The 23,791-nt window shown below is 55.4% G+C and carries 26 protein-coding genes; 4 read left to right on the forward strand and 22 right to left on the reverse strand.

Annotated features, from left to right (window positions below; genetic code table 11):
* Positions 1-38: 38 nt before the first annotated feature.
* From ABJL60_RS13290 to ABJL60_RS13315, 6 genes are all read right to left on the reverse strand, one after another.
* Entirely contained in the window at positions 39-830 is a 792-nt protein-coding gene (locus ABJL60_RS13290; RefSeq protein WP_348375902.1) for an SDR family oxidoreductase, read from the reverse strand.
* 17 nt (positions 831-847) lie between these two features.
* Entirely contained in the window at positions 848-1,801 is a 954-nt protein-coding gene (locus ABJL60_RS13295; RefSeq protein WP_348291439.1) for a calcium/sodium antiporter, read from the reverse strand.
* Between the two features lie 180 nt (positions 1,802-1,981).
* Positions 1,982-2,779: a S49 family peptidase gene (locus ABJL60_RS13300; RefSeq protein ID WP_348291373.1), complete on the reverse strand. Its 798-nt coding sequence runs from the start codon at positions 2,777-2,779 to the stop codon at positions 1,982-1,984.
* A gap of 91 nt (positions 2,780-2,870) precedes the next feature.
* Positions 2,871-3,632 (reverse strand): ABC transporter permease, encoded by a 762-nt coding sequence (locus ABJL60_RS13305; RefSeq protein ID WP_348375903.1) that lies wholly within the window; start codon positions 3,630-3,632, stop codon positions 2,871-2,873.
* Positions 3,629-4,558, reverse strand: a complete 930-nt coding sequence (locus ABJL60_RS13310) for an ABC transporter ATP-binding protein (protein ID WP_348375904.1) — start codon at positions 4,556-4,558, stop codon at positions 3,629-3,631. Before ABJL60_RS13310 ends, ABJL60_RS13305 begins: the two co-directional genes overlap by 4 nt.
* Before the next feature lie 81 nt (positions 4,559-4,639).
* Positions 4,640-5,161, reverse strand: coding sequence for a carbon monoxide dehydrogenase subunit G (locus ABJL60_RS13315; protein WP_348375905.1), 522 nt, complete (start codon positions 5,159-5,161; stop codon positions 4,640-4,642).
* Positions 5,162-5,253: 92 nt separating this feature from the next.
* On the opposite strand from ABJL60_RS13315, the gene ABJL60_RS13320 reads away from it, so the two are divergent.
* Positions 5,254-6,237, forward strand: coding sequence for a DMT family transporter (locus ABJL60_RS13320; RefSeq protein WP_348375906.1), 984 nt, complete (start codon positions 5,254-5,256; stop codon positions 6,235-6,237).
* A gap of 54 nt (positions 6,238-6,291) precedes the next feature.
* Here the strand turns inward: ABJL60_RS13320 and ABJL60_RS13325 are convergent, their stop codons facing one another.
* The 6 genes from ABJL60_RS13325 to ABJL60_RS13350 all read right to left on the reverse strand — a co-directional run bounded on the left by ABJL60_RS13325 (position 6,292) and on the right by ABJL60_RS13350 (position 10,456).
* Entirely contained in the window at positions 6,292-7,260 is a 969-nt protein-coding gene (locus ABJL60_RS13325) for an NADPH:quinone oxidoreductase family protein (protein WP_348375907.1), read from the reverse strand.
* A gap of 23 nt (positions 7,261-7,283) precedes the next feature.
* Positions 7,284-7,532, reverse strand: coding sequence for a hypothetical protein (locus ABJL60_RS13330; protein ID WP_348375908.1), 249 nt, complete (start codon positions 7,530-7,532; stop codon positions 7,284-7,286).
* Positions 7,533-7,563: 31 nt separating this feature from the next.
* Entirely contained in the window at positions 7,564-8,043 is a 480-nt protein-coding gene (gene nusB, locus ABJL60_RS13335; RefSeq protein WP_348291360.1) for a transcription antitermination factor NusB, read from the reverse strand.
* A complete protein-coding gene (locus ABJL60_RS13340) occupies positions 8,040-8,591 on the reverse strand; it encodes a 6,7-dimethyl-8-ribityllumazine synthase (protein WP_348291358.1) in 552 nt (183 codons plus the stop codon). Before ABJL60_RS13340 ends, nusB begins: the two co-directional genes overlap by 4 nt.
* Positions 8,591-9,712, reverse strand: coding sequence for a 3,4-dihydroxy-2-butanone-4-phosphate synthase (gene ribB / locus ABJL60_RS13345; protein WP_348291356.1), 1,122 nt, complete (start codon positions 9,710-9,712; stop codon positions 8,591-8,593). The genes ABJL60_RS13340 and ribB overlap by 1 nt, the downstream gene beginning before the upstream one ends.
* A gap of 156 nt (positions 9,713-9,868) precedes the next feature.
* Positions 9,869-10,456, reverse strand: coding sequence for a riboflavin synthase (locus tag ABJL60_RS13350; RefSeq protein WP_348375909.1), 588 nt, complete (start codon positions 10,454-10,456; stop codon positions 9,869-9,871).
* 182 nt (positions 10,457-10,638) lie between these two features.
* Between ABJL60_RS13350 and ABJL60_RS13355 the strand changes: the two genes are divergently transcribed.
* The 3 genes from ABJL60_RS13355 (at position 10,639) to ABJL60_RS13365 (ending at position 15,227) form a co-directional block, all read left to right on the forward strand.
* The gene (locus ABJL60_RS13355) at positions 10,639-11,931 is read left to right on the forward strand and encodes a capsular biosynthesis protein (protein WP_348375910.1); all 1,293 of its coding nucleotides are present in this window, start codon (positions 10,639-10,641) and stop codon (positions 11,929-11,931) included.
* A gap of 170 nt (positions 11,932-12,101) precedes the next feature.
* Entirely contained in the window at positions 12,102-13,196 is a 1,095-nt protein-coding gene (locus ABJL60_RS13360) for a polysaccharide biosynthesis/export family protein (protein ID WP_348291437.1), read from the forward strand.
* Positions 13,197-13,202: 6 nt separating this feature from the next.
* The gene (locus ABJL60_RS13365) at positions 13,203-15,227 is read left to right on the forward strand and encodes a capsular polysaccharide biosynthesis protein (protein WP_348375911.1); all 2,025 of its coding nucleotides are present in this window, start codon (positions 13,203-13,205) and stop codon (positions 15,225-15,227) included.
* Between the two features lie 5 nt (positions 15,228-15,232).
* Here ABJL60_RS13365 and ribD read toward each other — a convergent pair whose 3' ends face one another.
* The 10 genes from ribD to ABJL60_RS13415 all read right to left on the reverse strand — a co-directional run bounded on the left by ribD (position 15,233) and on the right by ABJL60_RS13415 (position 23,751).
* Entirely contained in the window at positions 15,233-16,327 is a 1,095-nt protein-coding gene (ribD, locus tag ABJL60_RS13370) for a bifunctional diaminohydroxyphosphoribosylaminopyrimidine deaminase/5-amino-6-(5-phosphoribosylamino)uracil reductase RibD (protein WP_348375912.1), read from the reverse strand.
* Positions 16,324-16,794, reverse strand: coding sequence for a transcriptional regulator NrdR (gene nrdR, locus ABJL60_RS13375; protein ID WP_108827280.1), 471 nt, complete (start codon positions 16,792-16,794; stop codon positions 16,324-16,326). Before nrdR ends, ribD begins: the two co-directional genes overlap by 4 nt.
* 120 nt (positions 16,795-16,914) lie before the next feature.
* Entirely contained in the window at positions 16,915-17,328 is a 414-nt protein-coding gene (locus tag ABJL60_RS13380; RefSeq protein WP_348288228.1) for a secondary thiamine-phosphate synthase enzyme YjbQ, read from the reverse strand.
* Between the two features lie 44 nt (positions 17,329-17,372).
* Positions 17,373-17,771, reverse strand: coding sequence for a hypothetical protein (locus ABJL60_RS13385; RefSeq protein WP_348375913.1), 399 nt, complete (start codon positions 17,769-17,771; stop codon positions 17,373-17,375).
* Between the two features lie 68 nt (positions 17,772-17,839).
* Positions 17,840-18,235, reverse strand: a complete 396-nt coding sequence (locus tag ABJL60_RS13390; RefSeq protein ID WP_348288177.1) for a hypothetical protein — start codon at positions 18,233-18,235, stop codon at positions 17,840-17,842.
* Positions 18,236-18,255: 20 nt separating this feature from the next.
* Positions 18,256-18,660, reverse strand: coding sequence for a hypothetical protein (locus ABJL60_RS13395; RefSeq protein WP_348375914.1), 405 nt, complete (start codon positions 18,658-18,660; stop codon positions 18,256-18,258).
* Positions 18,661-18,730: 70 nt separating this feature from the next.
* Positions 18,731-19,198, reverse strand: a complete 468-nt coding sequence (locus tag ABJL60_RS13400) for a DCC1-like thiol-disulfide oxidoreductase family protein (RefSeq protein WP_348288180.1) — start codon at positions 19,196-19,198, stop codon at positions 18,731-18,733.
* A gap of 60 nt (positions 19,199-19,258) precedes the next feature.
* On the reverse strand, positions 19,259-21,244 hold the full coding sequence (rpoD, locus tag ABJL60_RS13405) for an RNA polymerase sigma factor RpoD (protein WP_348288182.1): 1,986 nt from the start codon (positions 21,242-21,244) through the stop codon (positions 19,259-19,261).
* A 138-nt stretch (positions 21,245-21,382) separates the two neighbouring features.
* A complete protein-coding gene (gene dnaG / locus ABJL60_RS13410) occupies positions 21,383-23,389 on the reverse strand; it encodes a DNA primase (protein WP_348375915.1) in 2,007 nt (668 codons plus the stop codon).
* A gap of 50 nt (positions 23,390-23,439) precedes the next feature.
* Positions 23,440-23,751 (reverse strand): hypothetical protein, encoded by a 312-nt coding sequence (locus tag ABJL60_RS13415; RefSeq protein WP_348288186.1) that lies wholly within the window; start codon positions 23,749-23,751, stop codon positions 23,440-23,442.
* Positions 23,752-23,791 lie beyond the last annotated feature (40 nt).

Here is a 23,791-nt window from a genome sequence, read left to right on the forward strand (position 1 = left end):
GACTTAACCCAGTGCAAAACTTTCGACCCTAGTCTCATTTATTCAACGTCTAACACATCCGCTGTTTGCCATGCCAAGTGCTGCCCACCATCGACACACAACAACTGCCCCGTTACGGCAGGCGCGTCCAGAAAGTACCCCAAAGCAGCAGTAATATCGTCCGGGTTAGCCCCACGTTGTAGCGTTGTAGCTGCCCGTTGCGTGGCAAAATCTTGCGCTGTTTGACGTCCACCTTGCAGTGTTGGCCCCGGCCCTATGCCGTTGACCCGGATCACAGGCGCCAAGCCCTGCGCCGCAGTTTGCGTCAAAGCCCATAACCCCATTTTTGCAATTGTGTAGCTGGTAAATTCAGGGGTCAGTTTGCGCACGCGCTGGTCGATCATGTTGACGATCAAAGCACTTGCAAGCGGCTCTTGTGCGGCGTCGCGGCCCGGTTGCAACCCCTGTGCTGCCATGGCTTGCGTCAAGACAAACGGCGCCCGCAGATTGCTTTCGATGTGCCTGTCCCAGCTGTCGCGCGTGCCTGTTGTGAAATCGTCGTATTCGAAGATGGACGCGTTGTTGACCAAACACGTGATCGGTCCGCCAAGCGCGTCAGCCGCCTGCCCAAGCAACGCTTGGCTTTGTGCCTCAATCAAAAGATCAGCCTGCAAAGCAACGGCATTTCGCCCCATGCCTTTTATCTGATCGACCACATCGGATGCGCCATCGTCAGAGAATGCATAGTGCACAGCAACATTGTAGCCGCGTTGCCCCAAATACAGTGCCATTGCGCGCCCCAACCGATGGCTTGAACCGGTCACAAGGGCATTTGGCGAATAGCGCGTCATAAGGTCCGTCCTTTGGGTTAGATCAACACCAAAGCAAGGTAGCCCGCATACGCCGCGGTCAAGGCGATCCCCCAATTGCGGGTGATATCTTTGCGCAAATACACGAACGGGATCAGCAAGACCGAAGCACCCAACATGACCCACAGGTCAAAGCGCAAGAAAGACGGGTCCACAGGAATTGGGCCCACAAGCGTTGCGATGCCAATGATCGCCAACAAATTAAACATGTTCGATCCGATGACGTTGCCCAATGCGACATCGGCTTGTCTGCGCAGCGCCGCCATAACGGTTGTCGCAAGTTCCGGCAAAGAGGTGCCCACCGCCACCAGTGTCAGCCCAATCACGGTGTCACTGACGCCGTAGGTTTTGGCAATCACCGTGGCATTGTCCACCAATAGATCAGCGCCCAAAGGCAATCCGATCAATCCCAGCACCAAAAACGTGATGATGCGCCACCACGGCATATCGGGGTCAGCGCCTTCGACTTCTTCATCTTCATCGGGGACGGATTTACATGCAATCCGGTGCGCCTTGGCCTGTCGGAAAGCATCAAACAGAACGTATCCAAGCGCGCCTAACAAAGCGAGGCCAGCTGTCATATCAAACACACCGCGGAACGCGAGGGCGAGAAACAAAAAGGTCGCCGCCAGCATGAAGTTGAAGTTTTTGCGCGTGTCACATTCCGAAGTATGTAGCGTCGCCATCAAGGCAGGCACACCAAGCACCAACAACACATTGGCGGTGTTCGAACCGACCACATTCCCCAATGCCAAGCCCGGTGCATCGTCCAAAATTGCCGATATCGCAATCAACAATTCAGGCGCGGATGTACCAAAAGCAACAATCGTCAAACTGACGATCAAAGCTGGTACGCCAAGACGCAGCGACAGGTTCACAGCACCTTTGACCAACGCGTCACCCGCCAAAAGCAAGATGACCAGTCCAAGCCCGGACAGCAACCATGGCATCAACGCTTCCATCATGCGTCCCCTTTACCGCAGGCACAGGGACCGGAACCGATCTTGTGACGCTTGCACGCTTTGCATTTGGTGGATTTCAGTCGCTTGCCGCCAATCCAATGCAGTTTTCCGAACATCGCAAGCGCGCCCATGAAAACCAGAAACAGAATAACGACTTTAGACATCATGCGGTCACAGCCCAAACTGGGCATATGCAGCCCGTTCTTCGATGTTGGTGACTGCGTCTTGCATCAGCTGTGCCCCGAAACGCGCCAGAAACGGCTTCTTAACACCATAGCGGTTAATTTTGACTTTCTCACCAAAGCGATCCTGCAACATTGGCTTTAAGTGGCCAATGCCATCGATCAAACCCAGTTCCGTGGCTTTGCGGGCCAGCCAGACTTCTCCGGTGAACAAATCCATCTCTTGGGTCAGCTTTGCACCGCGACGTGCCGTAACGTGGCCCTTGAAATTACCATGCAGCTCTTCCAGCAAGCCCTTCAGTCGCGCCACATCTTCCGGATTTTCCGGGCGGAACGGGTCCAGCATCGATTTCGATTTTCCGGCTGTGTAAACGCGGCGCTCGACCCCTTGCTTTGCCAGCAATTCATGGGCCCCGAAACCGGCAGATATCACCCCGATTGACCCAAGAATAGAGCTTTCATCGGCGTAAATCTCGTCTGCGGCTGTGGCCAGCCAATACCCACCTGATGCCGCAACATCTTCGACAAATGCCAAAACGGGGATGTCTTTTTCATCCGCAAGCCGTCGAATGCGCGCCGCAATAAGCGACGATTGCACAGGGCTGCCACCGGGTGAATTTATTTCAAGGGCGACGGCTGCAGGCTTTCCTTTGGAAAAAGCCCGCTCGATGACGGCAGTCAGGCCCGCGTCATTCAATGCGCCACGTCCCCCGCCCGCGATCACCCCTTGCAGGCGGATCACAGATACGGTGGGTTCGGATTTGATAAAGGGTATCCAGCGTTTCATTGAATGCCATGTAGATTGACAGGCACCCTCGCACAAGGCCTGCGACAAATCGAACGACCTGTGGGGGATCAATGCAACGCTTTCCGCCGCGTCACTGGCGAATGCGCCAGCCACTTTTGAAAATCCAGTAGACTGCAGCCAAACACATCGTTGAAAACAGACCGATGGCCAACAAGCTGGTCAGCACCGGCACGTCCTCAAGTCCGAAGAAGGCCCAGCGGAAACCCGACACCAGATACACAACCGGATTGAACATCGAAATGGTTTGCCAAACCGGGGGCAACATCGAAATGGAATAGAACGATCCCCCCAGAAACACCAACGGCGTCACAATCAGCAAAGGCACCAGTTGCAGCTGCTCAAAGTTGCCAGCCCAAATGCCGATGATGAACCCGAACAGCGCAAAACTGAAGCATGTCAGCAGCAAAAATGCGATCATGGCCAAAGGATGCGCGATCTGGATGTCCACAAAGAAGAACGACGTGCCAAGGATGACAGTGCCAATGAAAAACGCCTTGGTGGCTGCCGCCCCCACATAGCCCACGACGATCTCGAGAAAGCTAAGCGGCGCTGACAACAATTCATAAATCGTGCCGATGAACTTGGGGAAATAAATGCCAAATGATGCGTTAGATATGGCCTGGGTCATAACCGTCAACATGATCAACCCCGGTACGATAAACGCCCCATAACTGACGCCATCCACCTCGTCGATGCGGCTGCCGATGGCGGCCCCGAACACCACGAAATACAAAGACGTCGAAATGATGGGCGAGATAAAGCTTTGCACAAAGGTTCTGAAAAATCGCGTCATTTCAAACACATAAATCGCGCGAATTGCTGTCCAGTTCATGCTGCATCCTCCTGCAACAGGGTCACAAAGATATCTTCCAAACTGCTTTGACGCGTCACAACGTCTTTCAACGTCAACCCTGCTTTGGCCACATCATTCAACAGTTGGGTAATGCCAGTGCGCTCCTTGCGGGTGTCATAGGTGTAGATCAATGCCTCACCATCGGGCGACAGGCTTAGACCGTGGACGCCCAGCGCGGCAGGCACCGCTTCCAAAGGCGCTGTCAGTTGCACCTCCAACTGCTTTTTGCCCATCTGGGCCATCAGCTTGTCTTTGTCTTCCACCAACAGCAATTCGCCATTTGCAATCACGCCCACACGGTCAGCAATGGCTTCTGCTTCTTCGATGTAGTGGGTTGTCAGGATGATGGTGACGCCATCAGCCTTCAAATCGGCCACAATGTCCCACATGTCCTTGCGCAATTCCACATCAACGCCCGCGGTTGGTTCGTCCAGAAACAGAACACGCGGCGAATGGGCCAAGGCCTTGGCAATCAAAACGCGGCGCTTCATGCCGCCCGACAATTCCTTGACCTGATTGTTGCGTTTATCCCAAAGGGACAGACGTTTTAGGATGGTTTCGATCATGCCCATGTCGCGTTTTTTGCCAAACAACCCCTGGCTGAACCGGACCGTGTTCAGAACCTTTTCGAATGGTTCCAAAGCAACTTCCTGCGGCACAAGGCCAATCATGCTGCGCGCGGCACGAAAGTCTGTTTCGATGTCGTGACCACCAACCGAAATATGCCCCGAAGTCGCGGTCGTAATGCCACAAATCGTTGAAATCAGTGTCGTCTTTCCAGCCCCGTTGGGGCCAAGCAAAGCGATGATCTCACCTTCATCAATCGACAAGGTGACACCTTTCAGTGCCTCAAAGCCACCAGCGTAGGCTTTGCGTAGGTCTTTAATATCCAAAATCACCGACATACGTATCCCCTTGGCTTTTGCCGCACCCTAGGGCGCATTGTTCGGCGCGGCAATGAACACAAGCTGTTCGGAGATGCGCAATTAATCCTTGCCAGTCAAACGGCCCAACCATCCCTTTTTCTCGGGCTGTTCCGCGTCCGTTTCGTCCATGGCCGGGTCAGCGGGGCCCTCAAGATGGGTTTGCAGGTTCGTAAAGAACTGATCCGCCATTTTCTTGGCAAATCCGTCGATAATACGGCTGCCCAATTGCGCCAGTTTTCCGCCAACCTTGGCTTCAACATCATAGCTCAGTTCGGTGCCGCCCTCTGATGGCTTCATAGATACTTCGGCGCCGCCTTTGGCAAAACCCGCGGCACCGCCTTTGCCTTCGCCTGAAATCGTCAGTGATTGGTTTTCAACCATATCAGACAGTGTCACGGCCCCTTTGAATGTCGCTTTCACAGGGCCCACTTTTTGGGTCACAGAAGCTTCAAATCCCTCTTCGGGCGATCCTGTCACCTCTGTCGCACCGGGCACACACGCCTTCAAAACATCCGGATTCAAAAGCGCTGCAAATACGTCTTCAGGGGATGCGGCAATCTGGCGGGTGTCTGTCATTTTCATCAGGCAGGTCCTTTTTTGGGCTTAAGACTGCATATCCGTTTCAGTGCAGATTGGCTATTGCCGAAAGCGACATCCATGATACCGAATGAACCATGTCACAAGCCCCAACCAACACAGCGACACTTGGGATCATCTTCGTTCTTGTGGGTGTCTTTTGCATATCTATCAACGACATGCTGATCAAACAGCTGTCTGGCGGATACCCCTTGCACCAGATTGTGTTTGCACGGTCTTTCATCGGCATTCTGTTTTCTCTGATACTGGTACAGCTGGAAGGCGGGTGGCGGATCTTGTACACCAGAAGGCCCGGCATCCATGTGGTGCGTGGGCTTTTGATCGTGATCTCGAACATGACATTTTTTCTAGCACTGGCCGCTTTGCCACTTGCCGACGCCACGGCGCTTTTCTTTGCCGCACCTTTGTTCATCACGCTTCTGTCGATCCCGATCCTGGGCGAAAAGGTCGGCCCCTTGCGGTTGGGCGCCGTTGTCTTCGGCTTTGTCGGGGTGATTGTGATGCAGCGCCCATGGGAAGGCGCGGGCAACATAGGTACCTCGCGTATCGTTCTTTTGCTGCCAGTTGCGGCCGCATTGACCTATGCGCTGACGCAACTTCTGACACGCAAACTTGGGGTCGAAAGCAAAGCCTCTGCGCTGGCGGTTTATATTCAGGGCATGTTCATCGTGGTGTCTGCCGGTTTCTTTTTGGTGGCTGGAGACGGGCGTTTCGCCCTTGGCAGCAGCAACCCTTCGGTGCAATTTTTGCTTAGGGCATGGGTTTGGCCCGATCAAAACGACCTTTGGGTCTTTGTGGGTCTTGGCCTGAATGCGGCCATCATCGGCTATTGCCTAAGCCAGGCCTACAGGGTGGCCGACGCCGCAACCGTGGCCCCTTTTGAATACGTCGGACTGCCTTTGGCCGTCTTCTGGGGGTTCTTTATTTTCGCTGAATTGCCCGTGTTCGAGGTGTGGATAGGGATCACAATGATCCTGTCATCGGGCGTGTTTGTGTTTTTGCGCGAAAGATACAAAACTCGGGCGGCCAAACCGATCCGGGGCCGCATCAAGGGACGCTGACCGGACATGGCACGTCGCTTGCAAATCGTTGCGTTCTAAAAAGGTATCCGCCGCCTAGTCCGCGCTGATTTTAACAACCACTTTGCCCGTGGCTTTTCGGGTACGCAGCAAATCAAGGGCTGTGTTCGCGTCCTCCAAAGCGTGCACGGAACTGACATGAGGCTTGATTTTCCCTGCACTGTACCAATCGATCAAAGTGGCAAAACTGTCAGTTAGAACCTTCGGCTTCACACGCACGTATCCGCCCCAATAAAAACCGATCACTGTCAGGTTTTTCACAAGCAAATGGTTGGCTGGAATTTGTGGCACATCACCCGATGCAAATCCCAATGGCAACAATCGCGCTTCGGGGTTACATGCCCGCATGGCCGCTTTGAATTGGTCGCCCCCGATTGGGTCGTACACAACATCCGCCCCCCCCAAGGACTTGACGACATCCCGAATATCCTCGGTTTCAGAACAAATCAGATGGTCCGCGCCCGCGGCTTTGCACAATTCCAGCTTGGCGGCCCCACGGGCACAGGCAATAACCTCTGCTCCCATGATTTTGCCCACCTCGATCGCGGTCAATCCAACGCCTCCGGACGCCCCAAGAACAAGCAACCGTTCACCTGGCTGTAACTGTGCTTTGTAATCCAGAGCCACGTGGCTGGTGCCGTAAGCCACTAGAAACGCCGCCGCGTCCAGACTGTCCATATCGTCGGGTACGGGCACGCAAATCCCCGCTGGTATCGCGGCGTAGTCCGCCAGTCCACCAAACCCCGAATACGCACCCACCTTTTGGCCGACATGCAACCCCTCGACCCCATCGCCCAGCGCTTCGATGGTGCCGCACAACTCCATGCCGACGGTCGCAGGCAATTGCGGTTTTTCCTGATAAGTACCTTTGATAACCAGCGTGTCCCCGAAGTTCAGCCCGCAGGCGTGAACCTTGACCAGTACGTCTCCGGCCAGCGGCGTGGGCTTTTCAACCTCGCGCAGTTCCAAAGGCTGCCCCAATTCCACCACTTGCATTGCGCGCATCACATCACCCTTTTGTCGATGGTTTATGTTTCATCAGAGCCAATGTGCATCACCGCATAAGCAATCTGTACGGCGCCGAACACCGTGCTCAACATCCACCACAGTAAAAACACAGCAAACACACCAATGTCGCTGTGTGTCACCAGATGCCACAAATTCAACACGTTGAAATAAAGCAATAAGCCCGTAAACACTGCCGCCGCCACACTGCCCCAAAACGCATGCCAAACAAACAGGCGGATCAGATTGGGGTCTTTGGAACTTGCGGTCATCTAGGCCCCCTTGGGGTGTGGCGATTTTGTCCTAGAATGCCTCGGGGCGCTCTTCTCTGGCCATGTGGTCTAACACCGCATTCACGAATTTGCTTTCTTTGCCTTCAGGAAAGAAAGCAACCGCCACATCCACATATTCGGTGATCACCACTTTGGGCGGGATAGTTGTGTCGCGCAATTCCGCACCGGCCGCGCGAAAGATAGCCCGCAATGTGGGATCGATGCGCCCCAAAGGCCACTTCGCCACCAAAGCGCGATCGGTTTGTTGGTCGATGGCCGCCTGATAGTTCACGGCATCTTCCATCACGGTGCGGAAGTGATCCATGTCGCCGTCCAGCATTTCCTGGCCTTCGTAGGTTTCCCCAAAGCGGAAATCCAGAAATTCCCGTCGGACCACTTCAACGGTCTGACCGGAATGCTCCATCTGGAACAAAGCCTGCACCGCATAAAGCCGCGAGGCCGAACGCATTTTGCGCCGTTGGTTGCCCGAAAGGTTGGAATGTGCGCTCATGCCGTGGTGTTTCCGTTTGTATCGCCTGCAAGCAGGATGTTGTCCGAGGCGGGCTTGAAGCCGATGCCACTGGATTGGGTGCCCCACTTACGGGCGAGCGCGATAAGGTGCAAGGCCGCAGCCGCCGCCCCACCACCTTTGTTTTGGTCCTTCACGTCAGCACGCACTTCCGCCTGCTTACGGTTTTCCACCGTCAGGATACCGTTGCCGATGCACAGCCCTTGCAGGCCCAACAGTTGAATGGCGCGACTGCTGTCGTTGCACACTGTCTCGTAATGCGTGGTCTCGCCGCGGATCACACACCCAAGTGCGACGTAGCCGTCAAAGTTGGACGCCCGGTCCGAAATACCGATGGCGGTGGGAATTTCCAATGCACCGGGCATTTCAACCAAATCCCAAGTGGCACCCGCCGCTTCGATCTCGGCCTTAGCGCCAGCCACAAGATTGTCCGAGATGTCCTTGTAATAAGGTGACACCACAATCAGCAGTTTCGCAGGCTTATCAAACGTTGGACGGTCCAGAATATGGTGTTGCTCTGCGGTCGCCATCAGTCGTCTCCCATGATCGGTCGCTTGCCCGTGATCTCAAGGTCGTAGGCGTCCAGCCCCACATAAGTGGTCAATGGGCTGTCTGTAAGCAGGACCAGCTTGTGCAATCCAAGCTTCGCCAGCATCTGCGCTCCAAGGCCAGTGTTTTTGACGACCTTGGGGCCGTCTTCTTCTGTGCCAAACAATTCTTTGCGCGGCTGGCGAAACAGGCAGATCACACCTCGCCCTTCGTCCGCGATAATTTCCATTGCGCGGGGCAATTCCCCTGCAGATTTAGGACCAAGCCCAAGAATATCAGCCGTCGCGTCCAATGCGTGCGTGCGCACCAGAACAGGGTCTGGGGTCGAAATATCGCCTTTGATCATAACCACATGCTCAACACCGTACGTTTGATCTGTGAAAATGCGCAAATCCCAATCGCCACCGTATTCCGACGTCACAGTCCGCGCATCCGTTTCAACCACCAAATTGTCATGGCGGCGACGGTAGGCAATCAAATCGCTGATGGTGCCGATTTTCAAACTGTGTTCTTGGGCATATTCCACAAGATCCGGCAGACGCGCCATCTCGCCATCGGGCTTCATGATTTCGCAAATGACGGAACTGGGATAATGGCCAGCAAGGCGGGCCACATCACATCCGGCTTCCGTGTGTCCAGCACGGACCAGAACGCCACCTTGACGGGCGCGCAATGGAAACACGTGGCCCGGTGTCGCGATATCGGCAGATGTTTTGTCCGGGTCAATGACAGTGGCCACGGTCAATGCGCGGTCCCCTGCGGAAATACCGGTACTGACGCCTTCGCGGGCCTCGATAGACACAGTGAAAGCCGTTTCATGGCGTGACGAATTGTGCATCGCCATCATGGGCAAGCCCAAAGCTTCGATGCGATCTGCGGGTAAGGTGACACAAATCAGACCCCGGCCATGCGTGGCCATAAAATTGATTGCGACGGGATCCGCGAATTGGGACGGAATGACCAAATCGCCTTCGTTCTCACGGTCTTCATGGTCCACAAGAATGAACATGCGGCCATCTTTGGCCTCGGCAATGATATCCTCAATGGGGGAAATCGCGCCCGCCAAATCCACTTCAACCGGTCCCGGTGTTTCAAAACTCATGTGATATGCCTCGCAATCGACTCGCCGCACGCCTTAAAACGCTGTGTCTAGACCATCCACAACACCAAGACCAGAGAGGCAAAAACCGCAACTAAAGGCCACTTTCTTTTCGCCCCAAATATCCCGGGGGAGTCCGGCAGGACGGGGGCTGGCCCCCTAACCCGCTTCCGCCAAACGCGCCACGTAACGTGCAAGCGTGTCAATTTCCAAATTCACAGCATCACCCAAAGCAACATCACCCCAAGTGGTAGCATCTTTGGTGTGTGGGATAAAATTGATGCCAAACACATCGCCTTGCACCTCGTTCACGGTCAGTGACGTGCCGTTCAACGCAACAGAGCCTTTGGGGGCGATGAATTTGGACAATGCTGCGGGTGCGCGCAACTCTACGCGCGTGCTATCGCCTTCATCCACGATGCTCACAACCTCGGCCACACCGTCCACGTGGCCTGACACAATGTGCCCACCCAATTCGTCGCCCACTTTCAGGGCGCGTTCCAAGTTGACCCGCTTGCCGATGGTCCAAGACGCAACATTGGTTTTGCTGACAGTTTCCGCGCTGATCTGCACGTCATACCAATCATCGCCCAACGCGATGACAGTCAGACAAACGCCGTCCGACGCAATAGACGCGCCCATGTCGATGCCGGATGTGTCGTATCCGGTCTGGATCCGGGCGCGCAAATCACCTTGCTGTTCAAGCTGGGTGATGCTGCCGATGTCTGTGACAATGCCTGTGAACATGTGATGCCTTTCGTTGCTGTTTCATTGAGGTAGCGGGACAGTGGCAGTGTGACAAGACCGTGATGACAGAAGATGAAACAGGCCATATTTGGTGGGAAAGGAACTATTGTTTCCATTTGCCATAGTTTTGCCTAGGTTTTCTGGTCATTGTTCGTAAAGAATTTGAAACTAAATTGGAATGTATGGTGCATTCACCGCCTCAAAATCGGGTTTTCTTGTTCCTTCAGGGACCACATGGCCCATTCTTTCACCGCCTTGGCCGCATGTTGCGCAAGGCGGGGGCGCAAGTGTGGCGTGTGGGGTTCAATGCCGGTGATCGTGCGTTCTGGTTCCATCCTGCCAGCTATATCCCCTTTCGCGGCAATGCAGACGACTGGTCCGATACATTTGCCCAACTGCTTGATGCCAAAGGCGTCACCGATATCGTGCTATACGGCGACACGCGCCCGGTCCATGCGCAAGCCGTGGCAGAGGCCCGTCGCCGCGGGCTGGGCGTTCATGTGTTTGAAGAAGGCTACATGCGGCCTTTTTGGGTGACTTACGAACGGGGCGGCACCAATGGCAATTCGCGGTTGATGAATATGACCATCCCGCAGATGCAGACCGCTTTGGCGCAATCCGACATGGAGGCTCCTTTGCCCCCTGCGCATTGGGGGGACATGCGCCAACACGTCTTTTATGGCGCCTTGTACCACTGGTTTGTGATGTTCAGAAACGGTGACTACCGCAACTTCAGACCCCATCGCAGCCTGACCGTGACCAAGGAATTCCAGCTGTATTTACGACGCCTGCTGCTGATGCCGATCCAGGCGCTGGAACGCCGCATCGCAACCTTGCGGATCAAACACGGCGGCTTTCCCTATCACTTGGTGCCTTTGCAACTTGAACACGACAGCAGCTTTCAAATGCATTCGCCTTTTGACACCATGGGCGACTTTTTGAAGGTGGTGATTGAGGGCTTTGCCAATGGCGCCCCCCAGCACCATCACCTTGTCTTCAAGGCGCACCCCCTAGAGGATGGGCGGGTGCCTGTGCGCCGCACTATCCGCGACGTCGCCCGCAAACACGGGGTATCGGACAGGGTTCACTACGTGCGTGGGGGCAAACTTGCGCAACTTTTGAACCACGCCAGATCCGCTGTAACCGTCAATTCGACAGCAGGGCAACAGGTTCTGTGGCGTGGCATTCCCTTGAAAGTCTTCGGCCGTGCTGTCTATGCGAAACCTGAATTTGTGTCGGATCAACCGCTTGCACAATTCTTCGCAGGAGCGACGCGACCCGACAACAAAGCCTACAAAGACTACCGCCGGTATTTGCTGGAAACCTCACAATTGCCGGGCGGTTTCTATTCGGCGCGGGGCCGCAGACAACTGTTGCGGCAGGTCGTGGACATGATGTTGTCGCCCGAAGATCCTTATGACGCGCTTAAATCAGGCACCGCGGCTCCAAGGCAACAGTTGCGTGTTGTCACATAGCGGACACTACCCCTAGCGGTAGATTTTCGTTTGGAATACCGCTAAGTTAAACCAAATCACGTCCGAATATAAGTGTTCAAAAAGCACAGGACGGATCGAGGCAGAGATAATTGGTCGAGGAGACCGTAGCAGTGACTTTTCATGGCTTTGGATGGGCGCGTCCCATCACAATGATTGCGGCTTTGGCCGTTGTCGCGTCTTGTGGTTTGCCCCAAGTGGGCCCCAACAAGCGCCAGATTTTCGCAGGCTCCGTTCAAAATAACGGCGATGCCTTTGTGGTTTCAGTCAATGACCGTGTGACACGTGCAACGGCTGTCACCGAAGCATTGGGGTTTTCCGAGGCCTTCAAAAACGCGGCTTCCCTTGGATCAGACACCATTCGCGCAGGCGATACATTGGGGCTAACCATCTGGGAAAACGTCGATGATCCACTGCTGGGCGTCGAAGGTCAGGCCGCCACAATTCTGGACGAGGTTCAGGTAGACGGCAACGGCTTCATCTTCATCCCATACGCCGGACGTATCAAAGCCGCGGGCAACTCCCCCGAAGCCATCCGCCGCATCATCACAGCCAAACTTGAAGACCAGACACCCGACCCACAAGTCGAAGTGCGCCGTCTTGCAGGCGACGGTGCAACCGTGTCTTTGGTAGGCGCAATTGGCGGCCAAGGGGTGTTTGCGATTGAACGACCCACGCGCACTTTGTCCGCGATGCTGGCAAATGCCGGCGGTCTGACGATTGAACCTGAAATTGCCCAAGTCACTGTTATTCGTGGCAAACACCGTGGCACCATCTGGTTCCAGGACCTGTTCGACAATCCGCGTCTCGACATTGCCTTGCGTGCAGGTGATCGCATTCTGGTCGAAGAAGACAGCCGGTCGTTCACAGCCCTCGGCGCCACAGGTGGCCAGGCCCAAGTCCCGTTTGAAAGCCAAAACCTGTCCGCCTTGGAAGCCATTGCACAAGTCGGCGGCCTGCAGTCCAACGCCTCTGATCCCACAGGCATCTTCATCTTCCGTAACGAACCCGACGTCGTGGCAAACGCCGTAATGGGACGCGATGACCTGCAAGGGGCACAGCGTTTGGTCTACGTTTTGGACCTGACCCAACCCAACGGCATGTTCATGGCCCGTGACTTTGTGATCCGCGACAGCGACACATTGTACGTGACCGAAGCACCGTTCACGCAATGGAACAAAGCGATTTCCGCTCTGACCGGCTCCGCCACATCCGTGAACGCGCTGACCGGCCTTGCAGGCAACTGACGCCGCGTGGCTTTGACGCCGCAAAATACAAAAGCCGCCGGGGTCGACAGGCCGCGGCGGCTTTGCGTTTACAATGGCGGTTTTTTGAAAAATGCCCGTGTGCGGCGCATTTTGGCATTGTCAGGGTATCAAATTGCATTGGGACTGCCCCGCGAAGGTGACGCTGTCGCCGTTTGGGGCGACAGCCCAACGGCCCATCGCGGGCGGGCCGTGGCCGCCAAACACGATGCCCCTTTGGTGTATGTCGAGGATGCGTTTTGGCGATCATTGCACCCTGGCCGCGCACAAAATGAGCCGCCGCTTGGGTTGATGATCGATACCAAAGCGATGCATTTTGACCCCTCGAAGCCTTCCGATCTGGAAGACATTCTCGCCTCTCACCCGTTGGATGACACAGCACTGTTGAACCGCGCCCGTGGCCTGATTGCGCGGTCCCGTGACGCCGGACTGACCAAATACACCGGGTACGACCCCGAGATTGCCCCCCCCGCCCCCGGCTATGTATTGGTGATTGATCAAACCTATGATGACGCATCAGTGCGCGCCTGTGGTGCCGACCGCAACCGGTTTTTGGAAATGCTGTTTGTCGCTCAAGACGAACACCCTGACGCAAAAATCATCATCAAAGCCCACCCCGAGACAGCGCAGGGGCTGCGCACAGGCTACTTTCGCGACGAAGACTGCAACGTGCGGGTCAAGATGTGCACGGACCCCATCAGCCCTTGGGCTTTGTTCGACAATGCCCGCGCAGTTTACACCGTATCGTCGCAAATGGGCTTTGAAGCTATTTTTGCCGGCCACAAACCGCGCGTTTTCGGGCAACCTTTCTATGCAGGCTGGGGGCTGACGGTGGACGAATTTCCAGTACAACGTCGTCAACGCAAGCTGACCCGCGCACAGCTTTTTGCAGGCGCAATGATGCTCTACCCCAAGTGGTTCGACCCTTACCAAGACACATTGGCGTCACCTGAAACCGCTTGTGAAAGCTTGGCGGCCCAAACCCGTTCATGGCAAGCAGATCGTTTGGGCTGGGTGGCCAGCGGCATGCGGCTTTGGAAACGTGCACCCCTGCAAAAGGTGTTCGGATCTCATAAGAGGTTGATCTTTCAGGACGATCCTGTCCAAGCCCGGCAAACCGGTCGTCCATGGATGGTTTGGGCGGGCAAAGCGCAAGTCGGCCATGACGCCGCAACAAAAGTGGAAGACGGTTTTTTAAGGTCACGGGGTCTGGGTGCCCAATTGGTTCCCGCCCTGTCACTGGTCACCGACGATTTGGGTATTTACTATGACCCGACAAAGCCAAGCCGTCTGGAAAAATGGATACAAACGCGCCGCGACATGCGCCCCGATCAGCGCGACCGCGCAGAGGCGATACTGCGGAAAATCACGCAGCTCAAACTCAGCAAATACAACCTTGCAGGCACTGTACCTGAACTGTCCCAAGGCCACCGCGTGCTGGTGGTGGGCCAAGTCGAGGATGATGCGTCAATTCAGACAGGCGCAGGGGCCATCAACTCCAACGCCGCATTGTTGCGCAAAGCCCGTGATGCGCGGCCAGATGCGATCTTGATCTATAAACCGCACCCAGATGTTGAGGCTGGCCTGCGCAGCGGCGCATGCGATGCCCAAAACATAGCGGATGTTGTGGTCCCGCAAGGCGACATCGCAGCGCTACTGGGCGAGGTGCAGGAACTTTGGACGATGACATCGCTGACCGGTTTTGAGGCCCTTTTGCGCGGCGTCCACGTCGTCACAACCGGTGCACCATTTTACGCAGGTTGGGGGCTGACTGAAGATTTGGGTGACATCCCACCGCGCCGCCGTCAGGACGTGTCACTTACCGGGTTGGTTCATGCGACCCTTATAGATTATCCGCGTTACTATGATCCAAAGACCGAATTGCCGTGCCCCGTCGAAGTCGCTTTGGATCGTCTGGCGTCGGGCGGTATTCCAAAACCGGGGATCGCGCACAGACTGCTGGCAAAGGCCCAAGGCGCGTTTGCATCTTATACCCATCTTTGGCGAAAGTAACCGGATCAACGCACCCAAGTCGTGACTGTGTCCGGACCAATCATTTGCGTACCGCTTAGGGTAAACCTACGGGCCTCTTGTAGATGCACCAGCCCCAAAGCCCCCATGTTCGGAAGGCCTTCAGCCCCGATCGTCATGCCTGCAGTGAAGGTGATAAGGCGGTCCACCAGATCATTTTCGATCAGCGTTGCGGCCAACGCACTGCCACCTTCACAAAATACGCGGGTCAGCCCATGGCCACCCAATTGTGCCATGGCATCATCCATATCCAGCTGTGTGCCTGACGCGCGGCACGACAAAAGCGTGGCCCCCAAATCCGCCCACGTGCGTTGCAGCGTCTTGTCTGCATCTTTGCCGTGGCACAAGATCAACGGTGTTTCCTTGGCAGTCCGCGCCAGCGTTCCCATCAAGGGCAGGTCAAGGCGACGCGAAATGACCACACGCGTGGGCTGGTGATCCACCCCCATATCACGCACTGTCAACGACGGATCGTCATGGCGTGCAGTGCCACCGCCGACCATCACAGCATCATGACGGGCCCGCATCACATGCACCATGCGGCGCGACTGGGCCCCTGTGATCCACTGACTTTCGCCTGATGCAGTGGCAATACGTCCGTCAACGCTGGATGCCAGTTTCAGCGTCACCATAGGGCGGCCCATCACTGTACGCCGCAAAAACCCGTCGTGATCGGCAAACGCCTGATCCCCCAAAAGTCCTGTTTCAACAACAATCCCTGCGTCACGCAACATCTGAGCGCCCAACCCATCAACACGTGGGTCACTGTCAGGAATGGCCATAACAACACGGGCGACCCCCGCATCAATCAATGCCTGGGCACAGGGCGGCGTTCTGCCGTGGTGTGCACAGGGTTCCAACGTCACAAAAACATCTGCGCCGCGCGCGGCATCACCGGCTTGGGCCAAGGCCATAGGTTCCGCATGGGGCACGCCGCCCTCTTGCGTCCAGCCGCGCCCGACGATCCGCCCGCCAGACACAATAACGCAGCCCACAGCCGGGTTGGGCCATGTGCGTCCTTGTCCGCGCCGCCCCAAAGACAGGGCCAGCGCCATGTAGCGTGTGTCGGACGCTTGCGTCACTCGTCCGCGGACGTTTCAGGTGGGCGCAGTTCTGCTACGAACTTGTCGAAATCGTCTGCCGCCTGAAAGTTCTTGTAAACACTTGCAAAACGCACGTAAGCGACTGTGTCGATGCGGTTCAGCGCTTCCATTACGATCTCGCCGATCTGCTTTGAACCGATGTCAGTTTCGCCCATGCTTTCCAGACGCCGCACAATCCCCGAGATCATCTGATCAATCCGTTCCGGATCGATTGGCCGCTTCTGCATGGAGATCCGGATGGAGCGTTCCAGTTTATCGCGATCAAAATCTTCGCGTTTTCCATTGGTTTTGATCACAACCAAATCGCGCAATTGCACGCGTTCATAGGTGGTGAAACGCCCGCCACATGCAGGGCAAAACCGCCGCCGCCGGATCGAAACGTGATCCTCCGCTGGGCGACTGTCTTTTACTTGAGTATCGATATTTCCACAAAATGGGCAGCGCATTGGCCGTTCCCCTATTCTATAAGTCCCGCCTGATTGTGGGGTTCGCGCCCCACTTATCCACAGTTATAGGCCAACCGCTAGGATTTGGGTAGGGGGGAAATACACCCCCAAAATAAGGGATTAGCTGCTGGCGAAAAAAGCAGCAATGCGGCGCAAATGCGGGGCCGTGCGATGTTCAAAAAGGTAGATGCCTTGCCATGTTCCCAATCGTAAAACACCGTTCTGGACCGGAATGCCAAGCGACACAGGCAGCATTGCAGCCTTGATATGGGCAGGCATATCATCTGGCCCCTCGTACGTGTGTTGAAGATAGGCCATGGAGGGATCTGTAGTCGGCGGTACCAACCGCGCAAAGAATGCCTGCAGATCGGACTGCACTTCGGGATCGGCATTTTCCTGAATAACCAGCGACGCAGACGTATGTTGCACCATAAGCGTCAGCAGCCCGTCACGGCGGGGCACCCAACGCGCCACGTTTGTTGTAAATTCGTATAGGCCAGCGCCCTGTGTTGGCACGTCAAAGGTGGTTTGCATAGCGCCCATTGTGTCCACGACGCCTGACAGGCGCAAGGCCGCTGTTACTTTGTAGACCGCGTAAATGCGTCCCGGCAATACCGCCGCGCAACAGCTGAGGTTCGGCTTAGGCCAACCGCATCCACCTTCAGCGTCAGCCCGTTTTCAACCTTTGGCACCGAAGTGCCGTTTGTGGTAAACACAACGCCTTTGCGACCTGACGCTGTTCGGGCAGGCCCCCGCGGGCTGCGCACATAGATGCGTGTGGTTTCCGACAGGCCCTGACGGTTTTCAATATAGCTGGCAGCAGCACACCAAAACTCTGCGGCAGCCATGTTTTGGCCTTGAATGACCTCAAAGTCAGATGCGTTCAACGCATTGATCTGAAACCTTTTTTCTTCACCCACAGTCGCGGCAAGCCCCATTGCAGGGCTCATCGCCAGTACCAACAGAATATGTCTCATGCTGAATGCCTCCTGCGCAATGAGGTAGGGCAGCCTTCACAAAAGTCACGCTGCAGTTCCCGCACCTGTTACCGCGAGTTGGTAATCCGAGCATCGTGACAGAATTGATAGGCGTGGTTAACAGACAGGCTGCTGCCGGCGCTGCGCAACGAACTGCCAACGATCAAAACCGACCCACTGCCCCCGTCACGGCCTTTGAGCGCGAACACCACGGGACCGCGTTTCGATGTGCGCGGTTGGTCCACGACAAGGCGTTCACTGCCCCGCGCACCCAAAACATCCTGTGCGTAATCAGAGGCGGCACACCACATCCCGCGCGCCCCTTGGCCTTCGCCATTGGAAATACTGAAGCTGTTGCCTTGTGCGGGTGTCACCACCACGCGGTTTTCGGCACGAAACGTCTGGGCTTGTGCGGGTACGGTCAGGATCGCTGTCGCGACAAGAGCTGAAAGAACTGTCTTCATTTGTTTAGACCTTTCGAAATTTAAAAATTGTTATCCGGAAAAACATCGTAGTCGCGGCAAAACTGCAGCGCGTGGATGACTGGCAAACTGGCACCGGCGCGACGCACTGTCACAGACACGCTTTGTATTGGGTTTTCTGGCGCCTGCGTGGTGAACACGACACCCTTTCCAGAATTTTGGGTCACGCTTGAGCCGCGCGGCATATCCACATAAAGGCGCCCTTTGTCCTGACCCAACGTATAGACAGCATACCGCGCAGCGGCACACCACATGCCACGCGCCCCCTCTCCGCGGGCTTCAATGACTTCGAACTGGGTCGCGGACACCGGGTTCACTGTCAGGCCGGGGTCAAAATAAAACCCGTTCGCCCCCGCATTCAGAGGGGCAAGGGCAAGTATTGTAGCAGTTAGGTATCTTAACGGCATGACTGTATCCTTTGCGTCTTAGACACATATAGGGTGGGTTTTGTTCACGCCCAAATCACGAGACAGTGGGTCAAAACCCGTTTTTCAAAAACCGCCCGCGCAGTTCAGCATCTGGAACCATGCAGGTGTCGTACCGTCCGAACACCCGAAATCTGTTGCGGCGTATGGTTTTGTACAGGGGGGATTTAATCCAAGCAGGTAGAAAACGTGCGGCCCCCAACGCTTTCCAAGGCCAATTCAATTCCTGCATAGCCATCGAAAAGGCGTCCAGCTCTTGATGGATTTGCCCGTCTACAATCACCAGATTGGTTTCAAAATCCGTAAGCGCCAGATTAAGCGCCGCATAAAGCCGTTGCCCCAACGGCGACTGTGCTGTCACAAAATTGAATGCGCCATTGCGTCGATACATGAAGCGGAAAAAGCCTGAGCACAAAACGCATTCTGCATCAAAGACGATCAGGTCTTTGCCAGCCAGTTCCACAGCCAAAGCATCAGGAAGGGTAGAGCGCGGTTTTTCCATACACCCGATATATGACAAAGCGCCGCCTCTTTACAGAGACGGCGCCAATGTGTCGCAGACCTTCAGATATACGTGCAGTTACTGATCCAGGAAGGATCGCAATTTGCGCGAACGGCTTGGGTGCTTCAATTTACGCAGCGCCTTCGCCTCAATCTGACGAATACGTTCGCGTGTCACAGAGAACTGCTGCCCCACTTCTTCCAAAGTATGGTCCGTGTTCATGCCAATACCGAAACGCATACGCAAAACGCGTTCTTCGCGTGGCGTCAGGGATGCCAGAACCCGTGTTGTGGTTTCTTTGAGGTTTTCTTGGATGGCAGAATCCAACGGTAGAACCGCGTTTTTGTCTTCGATGAAATCGCCCAATTGGCTGTCTTCTTCGTCGCCAATCGGGGTTTCCAAGGAAATCGGTTCCTTGGCGATTTTCATCACCTTGCGGACTTTTTCCAAAGGCATTTGCAGCTTTTCGGCCAATTCCTCAGGTGTGGGTTCGCGACCAATTTCGTGCAACATCTGACGCCCTGTACGCACAAGTTTGTTGATCGTTTCGATCATATGCACAGGGATACGGATGGTGCGGGCTTGGTCAGCAATAGAACGCGTGATCGCCTGACGGATCCACCATGTGGCGTAGGTCGAGAATTTGTAACCACGGCGATATTCGAACTTGTCCACGGCCTTCATCAGGCCAATGTTCCCTTCCTGAATAAGATCAAGGAATTGCAAACCGCGGTTGGTATATTTTTTGGCGATCGAAATAACCAGACGCAGGTTCGCTTCGACCATTTCTTTCTTGGCCTGACGGGCTTCTTTTTCGCCTTTCTGAACCTGCTGCACGATGCGGCGGAATTCGGAAATATCAAGACCAACGTACTGACCAACTTGGGCCATATCTGTGCGCAGCTCTTCAACTTTTTCAGCAGAGCGTTCGATAAACATCTGCCAGCCACGGCCCGCCTTTTGGCCCATTTCTTCAAGCCAGTTGGGGTCAAGTTCACGACCACGATAAGCATCGACAAATTCGCGGCGGTTGATACGCGCTTGGTCAGCCAACTTCACGATGGAGCTGTCGATTTGCATGATGCGACGGTTGATGCCGTAAAGCTGGTCAATCAAAGCTTCGATACGGTTGTTGTGCAGGTGCAATTCGTTCACCAGCAAAACGATTTCGGAGCGCAGCTTTTGGTAGGTGCCTTCGTCTTTGGCAGAAAACGACCCATCTTCGTTCAAGGTCGCAGAAATCCGGCTGTCTTGCATTTCAGACAACAGTTCATAATCGTGTGCGATGACTTCAAGCGTTTCTAAAACCTGCGGCTTCAGTGCAGCTTCCATCGCAGCCAGCGACATGTTGGCCTGTTCGTCTTCATCGTCATCATCGTCGTCATTTGATGCAATCGGGTTGCCGTCGGCATCCAGTTCCTGCTTCTTTTCACTTTCGGCTGCGGGGGCCGCGCCTGCAACTGGAACAACAGGCGTGGTTTCTTCTTCCTCGCCCATCTGGTTTCCAAAAGTCGCTTCCAGATCAATCACGTCACGCAGCAAAATATCTTCGGACAAAAGTTCGTCGCGCCAGATGGTGATCGCTTGGAAGGTCAACGGGCTTTCGCACAGGCCCGCAATCATCGTGTTGCGGCCGGCCTCGATCCGTTTCGCAATTGCGATTTCGCCTTCACGCGACAGCAGCTCAACGCTGCCCATTTCCCGCAGATACATCCGTACGGGGTCGTCAGTGCGGTCCAGCTTTTCCTGACCCGTAGAGCCGAGCGTCAGATCGCGCGTGCCTTCCGTGGTGACCAGATCGGTGGCGCCTTTGGCTTCTTCTTCTTCCGCGTCTTCATCTTCGATAATGTTGATGCCCATCTCGGATAGCATCGACATAACATCTTCGATTTGCTCGGAGCTTACCTGATCAGGGGGCAAGACGGTGTTCAGCTGATCATAGGTGATGTAGCCCTTTTCACGGGCTTCACCGATCATCTTTTTGACGGCGGCTTGGCTCATGTCCAGGGACATTTCAGCGTCTTCACCATCGCGTTTTGCGTCGTCGTTGTCTTTCGCGGCCATACGTCATGCTCCTAACAAGGGCGCCCCAAGTGATTCGCGGATCGAATCAGTTAGAGAATCATTCACGCCTTCGGGTGATTCGGCCACCCGTTTACCGTCTTTTTCCTAAGGAAACCTACCCAAATGTCACGAAAATCGTTAACTCGGGCCGGATTTTGAAAACCGAATCGAATCCATCAGCGTTTCAAAGGCGCTGCGTTCATCGCGGCTGATGCGGGCGCCGTTCTGGCCCACATCGAATTCTCCACTGTCTTCTGTGTCGCTGCGCACGGCTTGTTGTGCTGCTTTTGCGGCCTGGCTGAGCCGCCATGTGACCCCTTCATCGGCCACGCCCGTTAAATCTTCTGCCGCATCGGCAATCTCTGCATCCAGTCCACGGGCCGCTTCAAGTTTCGCGAGTTCCTCAGCCACGGTCAGTCGGGCCTTTTCAACATCGCCGGGTGTTCGGATGCACGGGACGATTGCGACATGGCTGGCATTCAGAAGATTATCAAGGGCATCCGGCCCCAGTGCGCCGTATATATTTTCACGCAACACCTCTGCATCGCGCCCTGCACAGCGCAGAATCACGTCCCGCAAGATGCGGTGGTCCTCGTCACGACACAGCATATTCTCGATGCCCGTCTCAAAATCCTCGATCACAGCAGGGGTCGTGATCAGCGCGGCCAAAATAACAGCTTCACGCAAATGCGCATCAATCGTGTCATCTTGTGCGCGGCCAACCAATGCCGACGATTTGGTCGTTGGCATAAAGCTATGAGTCTGTTCCCACGTGTTGGCACCCGCGCCCTTGCGACCAAACCCTTTGCCGGAAAAGCCGCCTTTGCCGCCACGCGGTGCCCCGCCGCTGTTGCCGCGTTTGGGATTGAACAAGTCCCAACGCATGTCTTTGATCGCTTGCCCGTAATGCCCCCGGATGGACGGGTCCTTGATCAGTTTGATCTTTTCACGCAGCGCTTTGTCCAACCCCGCCTTGCGCTCAGGGCTGTCAAAGACTTTGCCTTCGGTTTCGCGCTGCCACAGCAGATTGACCATCGGCATGGCTTCGTCCAACAGCTTTTGCAGCGCAGGCGCACCATGGGCCTTAAGCAGATCATCGGGGTCCTGACCGTCTGGCATGATGGCAAACCGCAAAGACTGCCCCGCTTCTAGCATTGGCAAAGCCAAATCGATCAACCGCATAGCCGCGCGCAGACCGGCCGTATCGCCATCCAGCGCGATGATCGGTTCGGGGGCAATGCGCCACATCATCTGCAACTGGCTTTCCGTAATGGCCGTGCCTAGCGGGGCAACACTGGCCCCAAAGCCGTATTCAGCCAGGGCAATCACATCCATGTACCCTTCTGCGACAATCAAAGGTTGACCTTTGCCAGCAGCAGTTCGCGCAGGCCCGTGGTTGTACAGGCTGCGCCCCTTATCGAATAGCTCTGTTTCGGGTGAGTTCAGGTATTTCGCATTGTCATTCGGGTCCATAGCGCGACCGCCAAAAGCGGTACACCGGCCACGGGCGTCACGGATTGGGAACATGATGCGCCCACGAAAAGTGTCGTAGGGCTTGCCGCCTTTCTGGCTGGGCTTGGCCAAACCAGCGGCCAGAATAAGATCGGGGGAGACACCTTTGGCAGTCAGGTGATCCCAAAGCCCTTGCCACGCGTCAGCTGCAAATCCGATTTCCCAACGCGCCTGCGCTTCGCCATTCAAACCGCGCCGCTCCAGATAGTTTCGCGCGTCGGCTGCGGCACCTGTGTTCAAAGACATGCGGAAGAATTTTACCGCTTGCTCCATGACATCAGCCAATTCCGTGCGATGATCGGATTTTTCCTGTGCCTTAGGATCACGGGCAGGCATCGGCATTCCGGCTTCGCCTGCCAGAATCTCAACCGCCTCCATGAAGCCTACATTTTCAGTTTCACGCACAAAGGAAATGGCGTCCCCTTTGGCCTGACAGCCGAAACAGTAATAATACCCCTTTCGATCATCGACATGAAACGAAGCGCTTTTTTCCTGATGAAAGGGGCACGGGGCCCACATGTCGCCTTTGCCTTGGTTGGACTTGCGTGGATCCCACATGACTTTGCGCCCGACCACTTGGGTCAGGCTGAGGCGTGTTCGCAGTTCATCAAGGAATCCGGGGGGCAGGCTCATAGCTTATATATTGGGGCGCACAGCGCCAGAGTCGAGTCCAGCCCAAGCATTTAAGAGCCGATGCACGCGGTCTTCCATTGCGCACCCAAATCGGTGTTTTTTAGATCACGGCGTTTGACGTCATATATGGGACCGGCCAGCACAGGCACAATGTTGTTGTATTTCTCGGGCCACTCGGGGTTCGTCGCGGCAATTGCTTCGACCACATTGGCCTCTTTGACGCGATCAATACGGGCTTGCTGGATGGCCGCGACCACTTCGGCTTGATATGTGCAATCTTGTTCTTTGCTTTGGTTGGCAACCGCAGTCGTGGCTGTGGTAGCTGTCAGGGCAAAAGCTGTGGCAATCATAAAGGCGCGCATGGGTGTCTCCGGTCACAGGAAGGGAATCGTTTTTCCCAAC

Source organism: Ascidiaceihabitans sp., assembly GCF_039986515.1.
GTDB lineage: Bacteria > Pseudomonadota > Alphaproteobacteria > Rhodobacterales > Rhodobacteraceae > Ascidiaceihabitans.

Bases quoted from the DNA above. Each gene is read 5' to 3' on its own strand.
- ABJL60_RS13300 (WP_348291373.1), bottom strand. From the start codon at position 2,779: ATGAAACGCTGGATACCCTTTATCAAATCCGAACCCACCGTATCTGTG.
- ABJL60_RS13360 (WP_348291437.1), top strand. From the start codon at position 12,102: ATGATTGCGGCTTTGGCCGTTGTCGCGTCTTGTGGTTTGCCCCAAGTG.
- rpoD (WP_348288182.1), bottom strand. From the start codon at position 21,244: ATGGCCGCGAAAGACAACGACGACGCAAAACGCGATGGTGAAGACGCT.
- ABJL60_RS13380 (WP_348288228.1), bottom strand. From the start codon at position 17,328: ATGCAAACCACCTTTGACGTGCCAACACAGGGCGCTGGCCTATACGAA.
- ABJL60_RS13325 (WP_348375907.1), bottom strand. From the start codon at position 7,260: ATGCGCGCAATGCAAGTGGTGGAATTGGGGCAGCCTTTGGAACTGCGC.
- ABJL60_RS13355 (WP_348375910.1), top strand. From the start codon at position 10,639: ATGGTGCATTCACCGCCTCAAAATCGGGTTTTCTTGTTCCTTCAGGGA.
- ABJL60_RS13395 (WP_348375914.1), bottom strand. From the start codon at position 18,660: ATGCCGTTAAGATACCTAACTGCTACAATACTTGCCCTTGCCCCTCTG.
- ABJL60_RS13390 (WP_348288177.1), bottom strand. From the start codon at position 18,235: ATGAAGACAGTTCTTTCAGCTCTTGTCGCGACAGCGATCCTGACCGTA.
- nrdR (WP_108827280.1), bottom strand. From the start codon at position 16,794: ATGCGCTGCCCATTTTGTGGAAATATCGATACTCAAGTAAAAGACAGT.
- ABJL60_RS13310 (WP_348375904.1), bottom strand. From the start codon at position 4,558: ATGTCGGTGATTTTGGATATTAAAGACCTACGCAAAGCCTACGCTGGT.
- dnaG (WP_348375915.1), bottom strand. From the start codon at position 23,389: ATGAGCCTGCCCCCCGGATTCCTTGATGAACTGCGAACACGCCTCAGC.
- ABJL60_RS13315 (WP_348375905.1), bottom strand. From the start codon at position 5,161: ATGAAAATGACAGACACCCGCCAGATTGCCGCATCCCCTGAAGACGTA.
- ABJL60_RS13290 (WP_348375902.1), bottom strand. From the start codon at position 830: ATGACGCGCTATTCGCCAAATGCCCTTGTGACCGGTTCAAGCCATCGG.
- ABJL60_RS13305 (WP_348375903.1), bottom strand. From the start codon at position 3,632: ATGAACTGGACAGCAATTCGCGCGATTTATGTGTTTGAAATGACGCGA.
- ABJL60_RS13350 (WP_348375909.1), bottom strand. From the start codon at position 10,456: ATGTTCACAGGCATTGTCACAGACATCGGCAGCATCACCCAGCTTGAA.
- ABJL60_RS13415 (WP_348288186.1), bottom strand. From the start codon at position 23,751: ATGCGCGCCTTTATGATTGCCACAGCTTTTGCCCTGACAGCTACCACA.
- ABJL60_RS13330 (WP_348375908.1), bottom strand. From the start codon at position 7,532: ATGACCGCAAGTTCCAAAGACCCCAATCTGATCCGCCTGTTTGTTTGG.
- nusB (WP_348291360.1), bottom strand. From the start codon at position 8,043: ATGAGCGCACATTCCAACCTTTCGGGCAACCAACGGCGCAAAATGCGT.
- ribB (WP_348291356.1), bottom strand. From the start codon at position 9,712: ATGAGTTTTGAAACACCGGGACCGGTTGAAGTGGATTTGGCGGGCGCG.
- ABJL60_RS13340 (WP_348291358.1), bottom strand. From the start codon at position 8,591: ATGGCGACCGCAGAGCAACACCATATTCTGGACCGTCCAACGTTTGAT.
- ABJL60_RS13385 (WP_348375913.1), bottom strand. From the start codon at position 17,771: ATGAGACATATTCTGTTGGTACTGGCGATGAGCCCTGCAATGGGGCTT.
- ABJL60_RS13320 (WP_348375906.1), top strand. From the start codon at position 5,254: ATGTCACAAGCCCCAACCAACACAGCGACACTTGGGATCATCTTCGTT.